Below are 16,892 nucleotides of genomic sequence, written 5' to 3' on the forward strand. Positions count from 1 at the left end.
TGATGAACAATTAGTAAAAGAGATATCCCAATCTTAACCGCTAACTGCAACCTCGCATTATTAGCATTCATCTTTGAAAACTACCTTGCTGTTGGTCTAATCAAAGAGATGCAGCAACTGAAGTAAGCAGAATATGACGAGTAAGTCAGGAAGCATGCTCTCTAAGCAATAACCAAATGGTTTTGCAAGGTGAGGAAGAATTATCCTTCGCTAACTATTCTTAATTCTATTTTAGCATTAGGATATCTCGATTAAACATTGTAATTAAAATTAAATAAAAATAAATATGCTTAGACACCTGAAAATCTGGGTCTAAACATATTATACGAGGTGTAGGAGTATGAAGAACATAGTGTCTAAAGATTTTGATATAATTGAAGAATCAATCCTTAATAAAATAGAGGATAAAGAATTCCTTGGTGATAGAATAGTTTTAAGCATATATGAAAGCGCTGAAAACATAGCTAAGTCAGCAGTATCAATAGATGACAAACGAAAAATCAACTGGGATAAAAAGCTAGATGATATATTAACCTCTAAAATCACCGGATATCCTATAATGCTCCTTCTTTTAGGAATAGTATTTTGGATAACTATAGAGGGTGCAAACTATCCATCTCAATTACTTGCAAATATTCTATTTAGAATTGAAGATAATCTAAGTGACTTTTTCATATATATGAATGCACCTAACTGGCTGCATGGGATATTAATACTGGGAATGTATAGAACCTTAGCCTGGGTAATTGCTGTAATGCTACCACCAATGGCTATATTTTTCCCATTGTTTACCCTACTAGAAGATTTAGGATATCTGCCTAGAATAGCTTTTAATCTAGACAATGCCTTTAGAAAGGCAGGTACACACGGTAAACAGGCTTTAACTATGAGTATGGGATTTGGTTGCAATGCTGCTGGAATAATTGCATGTAGAATTATAGATTCTCCTAGAGAAAGGCTTATTGCTATGATAACCAATAATTTTGTGCCATGTAACGGAAGATTTCCCACTCTCATAGCAATATCTACAATATTTTTTGGTGGATTAGGTATATATACTAATAGTTACAGCTCTATATTTGCTTCCTTCTCTGTGGTCTCTATGATACTTATAGGAATAATAGTTACTTTAATAGTATCTAAGCTTTTGTCATCTACTGTTTTAAAAGGAGTTCCATCCTCTTTTTCCTTAGAGCTTCCTCCATATAGAAGACCACAGCTAGGTAAAATATTGGTACGCTCACTTTTAGACAGAACTTTATTTGTATTAGGTCGTGCTATTGTAGTAGCTGCTCCAGCAGGAGCAATAACCTGGCTATTTGCCAACATAATTATAGGAGACACTAACTTGTTGAATTTGTGTGCTGGATTTCTTCAACCCTTTGGAAAACTCTTAGGCTTAGATGGGTTCATACTAATGGCATTTATACTAGGGCTTCCTGCTAATGAGATAGTACTTCCAATACTTATAATGAGCTATATGTCACAAGGTGCAATGCTGGAATTTGATAATCTACAGGCACTAAAAAGTCTTCTTCTTAACAATGGATGGACTTGGGTGACTGGACTTAATTTTATGCTTTTCTCTCTATTGCATTTCCCTTGTGCTACAACTCTTTTAACAATGCGTAAAGAATCAAATGGTATGAAATGGCCTTTGTTTACACTGGTATTGACAACAGGTATAGCAATAATAGTCACTTTTATAATAAATACCATATTTAACACTCTAGGCCTTGTGTAATATTATAAAAGGGATACTTGCTTAATTCTGCAAATATCCCTTTTATTAATCATCTAATATGCTGTCTATATTAAAGTTTCTGAACTCTAATAACAGGTCATAATTATTTGAAAAAAATTTTACCAGCTTTTCTATAGATTTAATAGTAGATGTAGTGAGATAATGCTCCATAGCTTCTGCTTCCTGCTTTATATCACAGTCTGCTCCTATCATCTCTATAAAATCCCTTAATATCTTATTTCTCTCTACTAAAAAACATCCTTTTTCCTTCCCTTTGTCTGTCAGTTCTATTTTTTCATAAGGTCTGTATACTATGTAGCCCAATCTACTTAGCTTTCTAAGGCCTTTAACCACAGAGGGCATAGACACATTTAAGCAATAGGCTATATCAGTTATTCTTATATCTTTACTGTTTACACTTAGCCTATACACTTCCTCTAAATAGTCTTCAGAGCTTGGTGACAGCATAGTATATCCCCCTTTCCCTACTCTTATGAATAATAAATAATAGCTTCATAAAGAGTCCTAATCAGTATATACTATTTAAAAAAGAGAATGTTTATTCTTTATTTTTCTGGAAATAACTTAGATAATAATTTTATAGAAAAATAAAATATAATTAATATCGAAAAGGTAGTTCCAATGCCATATAGCATCATTTCTAACCCTACTCCAATATTCTCCATACTAAAAACCTCCTTTAGATAGCAAAGCAACTATTACACTTCCTGCTATTATAGAACCTATCTGTCCTGCCACATTTGCACTAACAGCCTGCATCAAGACAAAATTCGTAGGATCTTCTTCCTTTGCAAGCTTTTGTATTACCCTTGCAGACATAGGAAAAGCTGATATGCCTGCTGCTCCTACCATTGGGTTATATTTTTTCTTTACAAATAGGTTTAAAAACTTTGCAAACAATACTCCACCTGCAGTATCAAATATAAATGCAAAAAGTCCTAATCCCAGTATCATTAATGTCTCAAGCCTTAAAAATTCTTCTGCGAACATTGTAGAGCCTATTGTAATACCTAAAAGTAATGTAACTAGGTTTGCTAATTCATTTTGAGCAGATTGAGAGAGTCTTTCGAGGACACCTGATTCTCTTATAAGATTTCCAAACATTAATAGTCCAACTAAAGTAACACTAATAGGAGCTATGATTCCAGCTACAATTGTGACGATAATAGGGAAAAGTATCTTTACTGTTTTAGAAACCTTCACTTCTTTATATTCCATTCTAATTTTTCTCTCTGCTTTCGTAGTCAATAGTTTAATCACTGGTGGCTGTATTATAGGTACAAGAGCCATATAAGAGTATGCAGCTACAGATATGGCGCCAAAATATTTAGGAGAAAACCTGCTGGCAACAAAAATAGAAGTAGGTCCATCGGCGGCTCCTATAATACCTATAGAAGCTGCATCTTTAATATCAAATCCAAGAAGCAAAGCAAATATTAAGGTCATAAAAATTCCAAACTGTGCAGCTGCACCAAAAAATAACATTGAAGGCATCTTCAACAGAGGCTCAAAATCTATCATTGCTCCCACAGCTATAAATATTAGTGCAGGAAACAATTCTGTGGTTATACCTGCGTTTTTTAATAATCCTAAAACACCTTCTGGACTAGATATGCCTGGTATTCCCTCAATAACAGGAAGATTTGCCAATATTGCTCCGAACCCAATAGGTAGAAGAAGCATTGGTTCAAATTCTTTTTTTATCGCTAGATAAATTAATACACCTCCTACAATAAACATAACCACATTTCCAATTGAAAGATTTTTGATTCCCATCATTAGTTGTTCCAAGTTTATTTCCTCCTTATTTTTATTGTTTTGTATAAAAAAAGACCTTTGTTTAAACACAATAAAGGCTTAAACAAAGGTCTCGCTATAAATAATTAGCCGGGCTTTAAGCCGTATTGACGACTAATTAAACAGTTTTCTGCCAGCTACTCCCCTTTATTCTCCAATCTTACCTTAATTATAATATTATATAAGATTTTTTACAATATACATTAATATTATATACCCTATCTTTAATATTATAGTTGTAGTTATAACTTTTTAAGAATTTCTTAGGAGGAATATTATGTGCTTTTATGATTTAAGCATTATTTCTATAGCACTTGGGCTTGATGCTTTTAGTATGGCTTTTTCTGTAGGCCTTAGCAATAAAATCAATCGAAAAAAAGCCCTTATAACAATAGTAATTTTTGGTTTTTTTCAATTTCTATTTGCTACTATGGGTGGTTACTTAGGCGGATACTTCAATATGTACATATTTCATCTATCTTCTAAGCTTGGCGGAGTAATAGTATTATTGGTTGGATTGTTAATGTTTAAGGAAGGCCTGTCAAAGGAAGATAATTTAAAGGACCTAAACTTTTTTATAATAATGATTTTAGGAATATGTGTCAGCATAGATGCTTTAGTTATAGGATTTACTCTGTTTTGCAATATGAGTTTGGAAAATCTTATACTAAAAAGTTCTTCAATTGTAGGCATCATATGTTCTTTTCTTACAGCTACAGGCTTCTTAATAAGTAAAAAAATCAGAAGAAACTCATTTTTAAAAGAATATGCCAATCTTTTAGGTGGGCTTATGTTAATATTTTTTGGCCTTAAAATGATATTGTTTTAATTTATAGTTATCCTTTTCAAAAATGTATATTTTATGTATATCTTGCCACTGTAATCCACTAATAGCTAAAATTACTTGGTTTACTGAAATAAAATCTACATATAATACTATCACAAGCATTAAATAACTAATGAAGGGAGGATAACAATGCCTAATAACAGCACTAGTAATAAAATAGTAGTCCCAGCTGCTCGTCAAGCTCTAAATCAAATGAAAACTGAAATAGCTAGTGAACTTGGTATGAGCAACTATGAATCATTAGATAAAGGTAATCTTTCAGCTAGACAAAATGGTTATGTTGGTGGATATATGACAAAAAGATTAGTAGAAATGGCTCAAAGAAGCATGGGTGGAACTACAACTAGATAGTAATAAAACGTCCATATAATATATAAAAACAAAGGTAAGCATAAGTCCACAGTATCATAGGGACAATTTAAGAAAAGCAAACTGAATACGGAAAACAAGCAGCGGGAGCCAATGATGGCCCCCGCTGCTTATTTTCTGATTACTATTTGTTTTTTCTTACCCCATTATCATCTACCTCATGACCATCAATGGTGGTGTTCTTGGCAAGGGAGCCATCGACACCCAAGTAATACCATTTGTCGTCAATTTGGAGCCACTTACCAGAGATCATATTGCCGTTGGTTTCAAAATAATAGGTCTTTTTTGTAGCATCGCTGCCGATGTCCCACCATCCAGTGAGTATCTTGTTACCTGAGTAATACCTCCAGTTGTCAACTTCCTTAACCCAGCCAGTTTTCAGTGTACCGTTGGTGTTAAATAAATACTTCATGCCGTCAATGGTCTGCGTGCTGGTGAGAGCCTTGCCCTCTTTGTAGTACAGCCACTGTCCCACATCGTTCAGTGCCCATCCCTGTGCGGTGACGGGGTCGATGGTCAGTTTAATATAGCGGTGCAGCATAGAGGAAACCTCTGCACGGGTGGCACTGGCTTTGGGATTAAACTTATTGTCTGTGCCGCCCATCATAATTCCTGCCTGCTGCATAGCCATTACCGCCGTTTTGTAAGCACTACCTATACTGGAAGCGTCTGAATAGGTGGTTGCCTCACGGATCACAGGCAGTTTGTAGCCAGTGGATTTGGCGTAGTTTGCGAAGATGACCGCAATTTCTTCACGGGTAATTGCCCGGTCAGGTGCAAACTGCTGCTTGCCGATGCCATGCACGATGCCCTTTTGGTATGCCCATTCGATATAAGGACGGAAGTCACTGTCGGCTTTTACATCGGTAAAGCTGTTTGTGGTATAGAGCTTGGTGTCCACTCCTGCCAGTCTTCCGAGAGCCGTCACCAGCATTCCCCGTGTCATGGCGGTATTGGGCGCGAAGGTGGTTTCTGAGGTACCAGAGAGCAGTCCCCTGCCTACCACATAGTCGATGGCTTCCTTGTTCCAATGTGTGCTGATGTCGGTAAACTTTGCGCTTGGAGCTGTGTAGCCTACGCCGTACACCGAGAAATGGTTGGTAGAAAGTAGGATAGCCCCTACGTTGGTGTCGTAGGTGGAGCCGTCAATCTGGGTCGCTTTGCCCTTTGCATCTACATACACGCCGAACAGATAGCCTACGGCTTCGTTTTTGCCGGGCGTGTAATGGATCAACAGGGTTGCCGTACCGTTGCCAAGACTGTTTACATTGGTGGTTTTCCCATCCTTCACGGTGCTGATGGTGATGTTATACACTGGCCGATTGCCCATAAGAGCCTTTGCTTCCTTGGAAAGCTCGGTTGCTGGAGCTATGCTGATCGTAATATTTCCACCACTCTGTTTCTGGATTTCCTTGAGGGCGGTGAGGTCAAGTCCGAGAGAAACTGGTGCACCATTGATTTCAAGGCTGATTACTCCTGCACTGACAAGGCTGTTCAGGGAATTTGGGGTCAGAGTTACTGTCAGGGCAGTTGCACCCTGCGGCATGGTAACATTCAATGCAACAGAGGTTCCGTTGACAGTCTTTCCCTGTGACTTGGCATCAGCCTGTGCCTTTGCGATGGTATCTGTAATGATTTTATCCGTTATCGCTGCGTTGGCTGTGCCGCCTGTTCCCGCTGTTGCCGTGACAGGAGCCGATGCCGTAATAGGCTGGTTCGGTTTGTTTCCCGGTGTTATTGTGATTGGTGTAGTCGTGCTTCCACCGGAGGGACCACCGGAACCAGAGCCATTACCACCGCCACCATTGCCTTCATTGCCATCGCTAGTTGTTGTAGCAGATACCATCGTATAGGCCGCCATGCCCATCTTATCATCTGTGACGATTACATTAAAATAGTAGGTCGTATTCGGTGATAAGCCGCTGACAGCATAGGTGTTAATGTCGCTGGGTTCGCCGTTCAACAGCAATTCCGGGTGACTAGTACATTCGCTTACTGTAGAAATGTTTGCACCTTTGGATTGAAACACTACATATTTCAAACCGCCTTCAACCGTTCTAGTTGCATTTGCCCAGTTAAGGGTTAGGGAGTTTTCTGTGATGTCAGTTACGGTGATTATTCCCGAATCGCCTGGTATTGGTACACTGCTTGTGCCGGTTCCTGTAATCGTGCAAGTAATATCTATCTTACCCTGCACAGGATTTATCGTGTAAATACTGCCTGTGCTGCTAATTGTGTCCGTGCCATGAGTACCGCTCCATCTGTAGGTGTAGCTTTCTGCACCCATACCAGTAGCGGCGAAAGATGCTTTATCGCCTTTTATGAGGTAACTAATGTTATCTAACTCAACCCCATCCAAAGTTGTTACGGACAGTTCAATTCTTCCCTCACTAGTTGTTCCTTCTTTTGTGGCAGAATATTTGACAGTATAATAATCTAGGGTTCCACTAGTAGGGGCATCATTTATAGTAATATTTACACCTGTGTAGATGTCATCAAAATTTTCATACACTTTCCAGGTACCTTTAGGCACTTCGGCCGTCCTCGTCGCTCCGGAACCATTCATGGCGAATGCCATGGATTCATCTCCTTCAAGTTTTAGCGTATATCCGCCCACTTGACTAGTAAATGGGGAATCATCTAGATTGATATTTAATGTGGCAGTGTAGACAGTGCTCATATCACCCATATCTAAAACATACATTTTGCCAGTTCCATTATATTTTTTTGCTTCTGCCAGCCCATCGGGGTAGGTTATAGTGCAGCCTACATACAATCCGATAGCACTATATTCACCCTTGGTGCTATCTGCAATAATTTTTCCCTTAAGGTTCTTTAGGTTAATGCCAGTTTGTGTCCCAGAAATACTGGCATTTTGCCCTATGCCATGTTGGCAATTACTGCCCCCGATAAATTCTACATCCCCTGATGTAGAAATGGTTAAACATTCAGTAAAGTTAAGACCATCTCCACCGTACTCTAGGGACACGCCATTTCCACCTGTAAAGCTGGGGGAGGCATTACCAGATATAGTTGCACTGTCATATAAAGAGATACCATGACCGGCGTATGATTTCTCTTTTGAGACTGAGCCCCCCTTAAATTTAGGGCTGCCTGCTGTTATCTCCAATTTGTGTGCCCAAGCACCATTAGCTCTGTAACTATTCTCCTTACCATCAGCACCTATAAACTCCGGGCTGCCAGCGGAGGATATGTGAATGCCTCCATATACAAATGCACCGTTAGAACCACTATCATTAAAAGAACCGCCAATTAATTTGGGGCTGCCAGAGCTTATGATAAGATCTTTCAGATTATCATCTCTACCTACAAGTGCACCATAAGAGCTATAGCCCTTGCCTCCTTGGAATATGGGACTGCCACCATCTAGTGTAAGATTGCCACTTTGTACCCACACGGCGGAGCCGCTTAAATTGAAATCTTCGCTGGCATCTCCAGCAGTAATTTTAGTGCCGTCACTGGCAGTAATAGTCAAGTCGATACCACTAAATACCCCTGACATACCTAAATAACCTATTCCATTTCCACCATTGATTTCCACCTTGCCTATAGTTTTAAGCTTACCTCCAGTAGACAAACGAATAGCCTCCGAATCATCTGGCCCTTGCACTGTTATATCCTTTAAAGTAAGATTTATTTCTTTACCAAACCACAATCTCCCGTTAATAGTATGACCATTGCCCTCTATAGTAAGGTTCGACAAATCAGTAGTTCTGGAAAGATTCCCAGTTACATCTTCGCCCAAAATAATAATATCGCCATCTTTTATTTCTGTATTAGGATTAGCAATTAAAGCCTCCCAGCCAGTCTGGTCTATTGTGGCTTGTGCTTTAACTTTTTCAGCATAATCGCCCAATGCAGACTTGTATTCATCCACACTGCCTGAGGGCACATAGATATTCATCAGATTATTGCAGTACGAAAATATTTTATTTCCTACAATCGGCGGTGTATCACCTAAGAAGGTTATGCTTGTAAAATTCGAATGTAAAAATGCTTCATCACCAATGGTTTCTATCGAATCAAGTACAATTACATCTATTAAATTACCTGCACCATAAAAGGCACATTCTTCAATTTTTGTTACCGTATTAGATATCTCAAAAGTTGTCTCTGATTTACCGGGTGCATACCTTATTAAAGTAGTTTTGCCCTTATTATAAAGGATATTATCCTCTGTCATATAATTTGCATTATCTGAATCTACCGTTAAATTTTTTAATACGGGGACATTGTAAATTGCATTAGTCCTTATTGATTCTACATTTTTGCCTATACTGATACTTTCTAATTCATAACAGCCAAAAACCCATCTTCCTAGGGTCTTTAGTGAATCGGGCAGACTAATCTCTTCTAACGAATTACAATAGCTAAAAACACCATCTTCTATGGTTTCTAAGGAGGAGTTTGCCGAAAAATTTACTTCCGTCAAGTCCATACATGAGTAGAAAGCATTCTCGCCGATGGTCTTTACAAAATCCCCAATATCAATGCCCACCAAGGCAGAGCTATTAAAGGCACTTTTACTTATGGTCACTACATTTGTAGTGTCTATCTGGGTTAGGTTTTTATTAGCAGCAAAAGCTCCTTCTCCGATAGTTTTTACAGCATTACCCAGTGTAATATTGACTATATTATCGCTATACTTAAATGCACCTTTTCCGATATTCTCCACATTATCGCCTATTACAACTGCTGTCAGTTCGTTGCACCAATTAAAGGCATCTTCTCCAATTTCCGTTATGCTGTAGTTTATGCCATTGTTATATACTGCCTCCGCCACGGTAAGCGTACCTGTCGGTTCACTTCCTGCATATCCCACAAGAACCACTGTGCCGGTTTTAGCCTCTTTATCCTCCGTCAATACCTTATAAGCAAGATTTTCGATAGTAAACTCATCACCCCCTCCAGCAAAAACTGCTCCCGGTAGCATGCTAACTACCATACATAATGCGAGAACCAAGCTGCCGATTCGTTTCCATGTTTGTTTCATTCAACTATTACCTCCTTTTTTAATAGGACTCTCCGAGAGTCATTCTCATAATTTCATCGTAGGCAAGCTCTGCCACAGGTACAGTGCAGCCACTTTTGTACCAGTGAACAAAACCGCCATCCGTGTCTGCAGAGTACCAGATTTCTGGGTGCTGTAACACGCCGAACCGAAACCCGATAAAACGGGGCTTCATATTCACCGTCACATGGTTTCCAGTGTCAAAAGTCACCTGCAAAATTCCGTTTTCCAACGGCTCTACTTTTGTTATAGGCTGCCCTTTCATATATCCACCTCCTGTCAAAATAAAAGAACGCCACCGTACAGTTTAATTGTACAGTGGCGTTCTCATTTTGTAGTGTGACCATTTGTCACTATTTTTTTATTTTCAGCAAATCTTCAAGCAAGTTGCGCTTATTTTTGCCTTCTCCCCCAATGCCCAGCTTATCAAAAATCCGCGATAGCTGGTTGCGAACAGTTCCCTCGGCAAGGTGAAGCTCCTCGGCAATCTCCAGATTGGTTTTGCGCCTTGCAGCTAACCTTGCGATTTCAAGCTCCCGTTCGGACAGTCCGTAGGTTTCGTTTTCTCCCAAATACTCTCGGCGAATGTTCTCCCTTGCAGTGCGAAATTGTTCCGCCAAAGGCAGAATATGCTCGATTTCCTCTGCATATACACCTATGCCTTGCAGTTCCTTCAGCAGTTCAAGAATGTATATCTCGCTTTCGGCAAAGGGCAAAAGTATATCATCGGGAAGTGCTAATTGTAATGCCAACCTCAGCTCCCTGCGGGCTCCTTCATGTCTGCCAAGCTGTTCAAGGGCTGCAGCAAGCTGGATGTGAAGCCAAATTTCGCAGAGGACATTGTGGTAGACGACGTAGAGCCTTTCGCATTCCTCACGTCGTGCCAATACCGCCGTCCATTCTCCCTGTGCCAACAGCAGTTGGTTATAGAAGGTGTGCAGCATAGGCGTAGCGGGGAACATGACCAAGGCTTCGGACAGCTTTCCCTCAGCGAACCATTTAGGTGCAAATTCTGGGATACACAGCAGGGCATGGAGAAAGCCCATGCACATATCCAAGGTATTCAAAAGCGTGTATTGCCGTTCCTTATAAAGCCATTCCCGTATCTCTGTACTTCTCTGTTTGACTTTTTCATAATCGCCGTGAAACAGTGCGATACGCAGGTCGAGAAACTCGCAACACAGCATAACACTGTGCTGATTTTTTCGCCTCGCCGCCGACAGTGCCATACGGTTTGAGATGTCAGCATCGATCATTTCCCCCCGTTCATAGAACAAATCCGCAGCAAAGCTGTATTCTGCACCGTTTCCATGACCATCCGACACCTGATAGTAGTATGGCATGCATTCTTTCATCTCAGCAGTTTCACTGTCCGCATATCCTGGCTGACGGTGGTACATCATCAGAATGGACGGTGCTGAAAATGTCCATGCCCCTTTCGGGTCTATGCTCATGGTGGTGCGGTCAAGCAAAGAGCAAGCCCTGCGGTGGTAAGCACTCATGGCTGAGATATCATTGTAAGCAAGAAAGCTCTCCGCCACCTCCGCATCGCCGAGTAGGTTGTCACGCTCTTGTGGGGTCAGGTCGGTATCCTGCTCCAGTGCCTTGAGAAGCAGTGACTTCATCCGCTTGATTTCAGGAATGTTGTGAAAGGAAAACATCTTGACCATGCAGACGACGAGGGCGGGTGGATGCTTCAAAAGGATTTCCTCTGGGCATTCGGTAAGCCAGTCAAAAAACGCCTGACTATGCTCACTGTTTAGGCTTTTTGCCTTATCCTTTGTCAGCGTTGCTAATAGTCCTGGGAAATCTGTCGCAGCTGCAAAGGCAAAATAAGAGGGTATGTACTCCTGCTGACCCAAATGCCAGTTTCCCAACCGTGAATAGCTTTCTCGTCGGTAATCCTCTGGCTTTTCAGCAAACATCAGCCGGACACAGTGTCGCAGCATATGATGGCAGCGGTAAATCCCATTTTCATTTCTTGTAATAAAGGCGTTGTTTTTAGAAAGGGAATCCAGCAAATCCTCCGCATCGAGGTCCTGCCACAGGTAAGCCGCCTGTTCGGCTGTAAATTCATCGGTCATGCCGACGAGAATGAGAAATTCCCGCTGACGTTCTGGCAGAGGCGTGAGCAGCACCTGGTGAATAAGTGTGAAAATATCTGATGAGCCGGACAGCCAATGCCCGCTCTGTGTATAGGATTTAAAGTTAAGATAGACCATAGAAATCCATCCCTCGCTGGTCAGTGCGAGAGTGTCCATCTCCTCGGAGGATGCCGCAAGGCCACAGCGATAGGCGTAGGCCTCCAACTCCTGCCGATTAAGCCTCAAGTCATCCGCTCCGATTTCACAGTTCAGATTGCCCAGGCACATCCGATCTTTCTCATTGAAAATCTGATTGCGGGACAAGAGAATGAGATGTACATAGTCGGGCAGGTTTCGGGAAAGCAACAGAAGAAGAGGGGTGACTATGCTTTTCTCCAAAAGGTGGAGATCGTCCATGATGAAATAAACTGGGCAAGCACTTTGTGATAAGGCATCGCTAAGCATCTCTGCAAGTAGGGATATGGCCTGAGCATCCTTAGGGTAGCCGAGGGCCTTCATCTGTTCGGTCAGTTCAGGATAGCTCTTGAATGCTCGGCAAAATCCGCTCCAGAAATCGGTCACACTGTCCGTGACAATCATCTGGCGTAAGACTGTTAATTTATTGTGTTTTTTTGCCAGTCGCTTTGCCCACCAGTTTACTGCCGTTGTTTTTCCAAAACCCATCGGGGCGGTGACGGTGGTGATTGGATGGTTACTGATTTCAAAAAGCCGTTCTTTTAATCGCTCAGTGATATAGATGTCGTTTAAATGTGGGTAATAACCCATGAGGGTACCTCCTTTCCTCAATTTATTTGTTTGCACCAGGCTTGCACCCATTTCTTTTCCGTATGTCCTCCGGGCGAACGGCATCCTTGGGAATAAGCCATATATTTGCAATCATCTGTGCATCCTCAATGCACTCGTTTACATAGTAGTAATTTATCATCCGCGTGGTTTAATCCATTATATTTCTTATACAAGAAATAATCAAGAAAATATATAGCCAAGGTATATTTAACTGCCTGTGTGTTTAGTTATCCGTTCCACGGACTGCTGGATAATATTATCGAGCAGGCTGATAGCCAGAAAGCATCGATAGATGTGGCCTAAACGATAAACGGCAGACAGCGATAATTCACTGTCTGCCAATACATACGGCCCAGCCTTCGCCACGGTTTAGAAAATGTCCCTATGACACCATGGAGAATGCCACCTTTGTTTTTTTAGTTGTCGGTTATAGGTACGATGTAGTTATTATTCTGCAGCTACTGGAGGTGTAAATACACGTGCAGCTAGTTCTTGGTCTAACGCATATACTGCGTGGTTATCATCACCAATTCTTTGTAACTTTTTAATAATAGTACTCATGCTTGCTTCTTCTTCAACTTGTTCATCTATAAACCAGTTTAAGAAGCTAATAGTAGCATATTCTTTTTCTTCAGTAGCTATATCCATAAGATTATAAATTCTCTTAGTTACTTCCTTCTCGTGAGCTAATGCAACTTCAAATACATCTACATATGATTTGAACTCATTTTGTGGCTCACTTATAGCTTGAATTGTAGCTCTCTCTTCCATTTCATTAATAAAATTATAGAATTTCATAGCATGGAATCTTTCTTCTGCTGCTTGCATAATAAAAAAGTTCCCAAATCCGCTTAAATCCTGGTCTTCAAAATATGCAGCCATTGCAAGATAGTAGTGGGCAGATAAAAATTCATAGTTCATTTGATCATTTAATGCTTTTGCTAATTTTTCTGATAACATTTAGTATACCTCCTATATATTCTTAAATAAGTTGTTTAGATTTTCATCATTGTCATGTTATATGTATACCCTTATTTCTATTTAATAATCATAAGTATAAAACATCTTATTATTTTTTTAACAAGCTTAACTAATCCATTAATACTATATTAAGCTTTTTATATGCATCAGGTCCTATTCTATCACTAACAGGCATTTTATTATCCTTATAAAATTTAGCAACAGCCTCCTTCATTCCATAACCAAATATACCATCTATAGCTCCATTATAATATCCTAGCTGCTTTAATCTTTTCTGAACCTCTTGTACATCTGCTCCTCTATCTCCATGCATTAAGGTTCTAAACCCATAATTAAATGGACCATAAGGACCTCCCACAATAGCAACTCTAGTTCCATATTTAACAAGACTATATAGCTCCTCTATATCTCTATTATTCATTCTAATACAGCCTTGAGAAGAGCTATAGCCTATGGACTGTGGCTTGTTAGTTCCATGTATGCCGTATTTACCCCAGGGTACATCCAAACCCATCCACCTAGTACCAAAGCCTTCTCCCCATATAGCTTTATGTACTATCTTAAAGCTTCCTATGGGAGTGGGAGTATCTTTTTTGCCTGTAGCTACAACATATTTTTTGATAATTTCATTAGTATCTGTATCGATTAAATATAATAGCTTTGAGTCTATCTCAATTAATATTGAAAGATTTCTATTTTTTATATCATCTTGTTTCTTATATATTTCTACTAGCTTTTCACCATTACTCTTGCTTTTGTAGGTACTTGAATTTGTTATAATTAGGTCCCCTATAAGAAGAACTGCTAATATGCATAAAAAGCCTACTGTAACTATCATAGTCCGTCTTGACATAAACAAACCCCTCCCCATTATAGTTACATTATATGGGGAATATGTGTGAAATAAAACTTGTACTAGGAGGAAAATTGTGAAGTAATAATTCAGGCATGACCCCTATGCTTCTCTAACATCAAGTATTATTTTTCTTAACACAAATCTATCAAGTAATATCAGTTTGTTTAAATCTTCTTTCATTCAAAACTCAAGATAGATAAAGAGCTTATAACTTGAGAAAAATCAAAAAATAAGCCCAAGATTATATCTCTTGAGCTCATCGATTGTTATAATGAGTTTTTATTCATGGATTATTCTACCCCTAAAGCCTTAAACACCGCATCCTCAACACTCTGATAAAACGAAATCTGGAACTTTGCAAACAACTCTGGTGGTACTGTACTTATATCAGCTGCCGATGCCATTGGAAGAAGTATCTTTTTTGCTCCTGCATCAAGGCATACCTGTAGTGTGCTTGCTAGCTCTTCTACTTTTGTAATAGTACCACCTATGCTCATGGAGCCTAGAACTACCATTTGCCCTTGAACTGGCTTCTTTAATGCACCAGAACACATTGCAATAAAGGCGGCAAGAGATAATTCTGAAGTCACACCTATCCCCTGTAAGTCTTGAATATGCATTAGATAATCGAAATTTTGTATTGAGATGGTCCCACTGATATTCTTCTTATTTGCTTTAAAATAGTTAAATGCTGTATTAATACTTTCTTTTGCTTCTCTATTAGAACCTAGTCCACTTCTTTCAAACTTGCCTGAACCAGGTACTACTTCAGTTTCTATTTTGAAAACTCCAATCATACCAGTTTCTCCGTGTCCTACTACATATATATGTCCTGGCTTACCCATTCCTTCTGGAATAAGCTTTCCTCCACCCTGTTCAGGTACTGATACAAATTCTTCAGTAAATGTCTCTTTGTCTATATAGGAAAAACGTACATCATAAAATTCCATTCCACCGATTTTCTTTAACTGCTCTTTTACTCTTCTTCTTCCAATCAAAGCATATTCTAATATTTGTTCAATATCCTCTTTTTCATACTCACCATTTGGATATATCAACTTTACAAGTCCAGAAACAGTTTTTCTTACAGCAATTACATCTCTTTGGTTGAGATTATTACCAAGAATATAGTATTTATCTATAGCATCAGAAAATGATCTTTTTCTCATTTCCCTAAAAAATTCTGATATGTAATCTGTAATAAATCCATACTCATTAGTAAAAAACTCTGGCCTATATTTAGGTATCTCCCATCCTGGAACATAATAGTGCATACGATCAAAGAAAGCAGAGTCATATGCCATAGCTTCAGGAAATGGTTCAAATAAGTGAGAGGTTTTTAATAATACATCAACACTTTGGTTTATATTACCAACAAAAACCATAGATGCTGAAGCTGCTTTTTCTTCTCTTCCTCTTGCAAAGGAACCAGAAGCCATGTAATCCTTCATTATCTGAACTCCATCCCTATCATTAAATGAAATTCCTGCAACTTCATCAAAAGCCACTACATCCCATAGTCCTACAAGTCCTACTTTCTTGCTGGCCATATTATAAAATAGATTTGCAACAGTAGTTTGTCCACCAGAGACTAATATAGAGTTTGGAGATATCTCTTTGTATATATGTGATTTACCTGTACCTCTTGGTCCTAGCTCACAAAGATTATAATTGTTTTCCACTAAAGGAATCATTCTAGCTAATAAATGCCATTTAACATTGTCCTCTAATTGGGTAGGTTCCATACCAATTGACCTTAATAAAACATCTATCCATTCATCCTTAGTAAAGTATTTTCTTCCTTCTATTATTTCCTCCATATCTAAGTTAGGCATTTGAATAGGTGTTAAATTTCCAATATTAAAAGGACTTACATCTCTAATTTCTTCATCATAATAATAATTCATCTTTAATATGCACCAGATACCACCTGCTAATAGTTTTTCATATTCTTTTACATAGTGAGATGCTATTTGCACTCCTCTTAAACCTAAATTAGAAAATTCTGCTTCATAAATATCTTTCTTTTCGTTGAGTTTTACTGTTATTTTATCAATAACTGTATATTGTCCTAGTTCTCTGATCTTTGACTTTACCTTTTCTGCTTCATCAGGACGAACAAAATTATCAGTAAGAATATTTTTTACCCGTTCTACTCCTTCATTTATGCTATCCTCATCATCTGTAGCACAATACATTCCTAGAAGGTATTCTAATACATATACAGGTACATTAGCACCTTCTTTAATTTTTTTAGTTAAGTCCTTTCTCACTACTCTGCCAGCAAAATGTTTATTTAATTTTTCATTTAAGCTTATTTCCTTATCTATGATTTCCACGTAGCTCACCTACCT

The 16,892-nt window shown here is 39.1% G+C and carries 11 protein-coding genes and 1 pseudogene; 3 read left to right on the forward strand and 9 right to left on the reverse strand.

Annotated features, from left to right (window positions below; translation table 11 throughout):
• Positions 1-346: 346 nt before the first annotated feature.
• Positions 347-1,744 (forward strand): annotated as a pseudogene (locus BLV37_RS06235) (nucleoside recognition domain-containing protein); the annotation flags it as partial.
• Between the two features lie 45 nt (positions 1,745-1,789).
• Here the strand turns inward: BLV37_RS06235 and BLV37_RS06240 are convergent.
• The 3 genes from BLV37_RS06240 to BLV37_RS06250 form a co-directional block, all read right to left on the reverse strand.
• Positions 1,790-2,212 carry a metal-dependent transcriptional regulator gene (locus tag BLV37_RS06240; RefSeq protein WP_091728807.1) on the reverse strand — a complete coding sequence of 141 codons (423 nt, stop codon included), beginning with the start codon at positions 2,210-2,212 and terminating at the stop codon, positions 1,790-1,792.
• A 98-nt stretch (positions 2,213-2,310) separates the two neighbouring features.
• Positions 2,311-2,430, reverse strand: coding sequence for an OadG family protein (locus tag BLV37_RS06245; protein ID WP_091728809.1), 120 nt, complete (start codon positions 2,428-2,430; stop codon positions 2,311-2,313).
• Between the two features lies 1 nt (position 2,431).
• On the reverse strand, positions 2,432-3,556 hold the full coding sequence (locus tag BLV37_RS06250; RefSeq protein WP_091728812.1) for a sodium ion-translocating decarboxylase subunit beta: 1,125 nt from the start codon (positions 3,554-3,556) through the stop codon (positions 2,432-2,434).
• 283 nt (positions 3,557-3,839) lie between these two features.
• Here BLV37_RS06250 and BLV37_RS06255 point away from each other — a divergent pair, with 283 nt between their 5' ends.
• Positions 3,840-4,391, forward strand: coding sequence for a manganese efflux pump MntP (locus BLV37_RS06255; protein WP_091728815.1), 552 nt, complete (start codon positions 3,840-3,842; stop codon positions 4,389-4,391).
• 147 nt (positions 4,392-4,538) lie between these two features.
• On the forward strand, positions 4,539-4,760 hold the full coding sequence (locus tag BLV37_RS06260; protein WP_091728817.1) for an alpha/beta-type small acid-soluble spore protein: 222 nt from the start codon (positions 4,539-4,541) through the stop codon (positions 4,758-4,760).
• Between the two features lie 142 nt (positions 4,761-4,902).
• Here BLV37_RS06260 and BLV37_RS06265 read toward each other — a convergent pair whose 3' ends face one another.
• From BLV37_RS06265 to brxL, 6 genes are all read right to left on the reverse strand, one after another.
• Positions 4,903-9,792, reverse strand: coding sequence for a leucine-rich repeat protein (locus tag BLV37_RS06265; RefSeq protein WP_091728820.1), 4,890 nt, complete (start codon positions 9,790-9,792; stop codon positions 4,903-4,905).
• A gap of 19 nt (positions 9,793-9,811) precedes the next feature.
• Positions 9,812-10,075, reverse strand: a complete 264-nt coding sequence (locus BLV37_RS06270) for a DUF2442 domain-containing protein (RefSeq protein ID WP_091728823.1) — start codon at positions 10,073-10,075, stop codon at positions 9,812-9,814.
• Between the two features lie 88 nt (positions 10,076-10,163).
• Positions 10,164-12,680, reverse strand: coding sequence for a helix-turn-helix transcriptional regulator (locus BLV37_RS06275; RefSeq protein WP_176967897.1), 2,517 nt, complete (start codon positions 12,678-12,680; stop codon positions 10,164-10,166).
• Between the two features lie 468 nt (positions 12,681-13,148).
• The gene (locus tag BLV37_RS06280; RefSeq protein ID WP_091728828.1) at positions 13,149-13,661 is read right to left on the reverse strand and encodes a ferritin; all 513 of its coding nucleotides are present in this window, start codon (positions 13,659-13,661) and stop codon (positions 13,149-13,151) included.
• A gap of 130 nt (positions 13,662-13,791) precedes the next feature.
• Entirely contained in the window at positions 13,792-14,535 is a 744-nt protein-coding gene (locus BLV37_RS06285; RefSeq protein ID WP_091728830.1) for a L,D-transpeptidase family protein, read from the reverse strand.
• Between the two features lie 293 nt (positions 14,536-14,828).
• Entirely contained in the window at positions 14,829-16,886 is a 2,058-nt protein-coding gene (brxL, locus tag BLV37_RS06290; protein WP_208975216.1) for a protease Lon-related BREX system protein BrxL, read from the reverse strand.
• Between the last annotated feature and the right edge of the window lie 6 nt (positions 16,887-16,892).

Source organism: Proteiniborus ethanoligenes (assembly GCF_900107485.1).
In the GTDB taxonomy this organism is placed as follows: domain Bacteria; phylum Bacillota; class Clostridia; order Tissierellales; family Proteiniboraceae; genus Proteiniborus; species Proteiniborus ethanoligenes.

Coding starts and splice junctions, on each gene's coding strand:
- BLV37_RS06240 (WP_091728807.1), bottom strand. CDS start 2,212: ATGCTGTCACCAAGCTCTGAAGACTATTTAGAGGAAGTGTATAGGCTA.
- BLV37_RS06255 (WP_091728815.1), top strand. CDS start 3,840: ATGTGCTTTTATGATTTAAGCATTATTTCTATAGCACTTGGGCTTGAT.
- BLV37_RS06260 (WP_091728817.1), top strand. CDS start 4,539: ATGCCTAATAACAGCACTAGTAATAAAATAGTAGTCCCAGCTGCTCGT.
- BLV37_RS06265 (WP_091728820.1), bottom strand. CDS start 9,792: ATGAAACAAACATGGAAACGAATCGGCAGCTTGGTTCTCGCATTATGT.
- BLV37_RS06245 (WP_091728809.1), bottom strand. CDS start 2,430: ATGGAGAATATTGGAGTAGGGTTAGAAATGATGCTATATGGCATTGGA.
- BLV37_RS06280 (WP_091728828.1), bottom strand. CDS start 13,661: ATGTTATCAGAAAAATTAGCAAAAGCATTAAATGATCAAATGAACTAT.
- BLV37_RS06270 (WP_091728823.1), bottom strand. CDS start 10,075: ATGAAAGGGCAGCCTATAACAAAAGTAGAGCCGTTGGAAAACGGAATT.
- BLV37_RS06285 (WP_091728830.1), bottom strand. CDS start 14,535: ATGTCAAGACGGACTATGATAGTTACAGTAGGCTTTTTATGCATATTA.
- BLV37_RS06275 (WP_176967897.1), bottom strand. CDS start 12,680: ATGGGTTATTACCCACATTTAAACGACATCTATATCACTGAGCGATTA.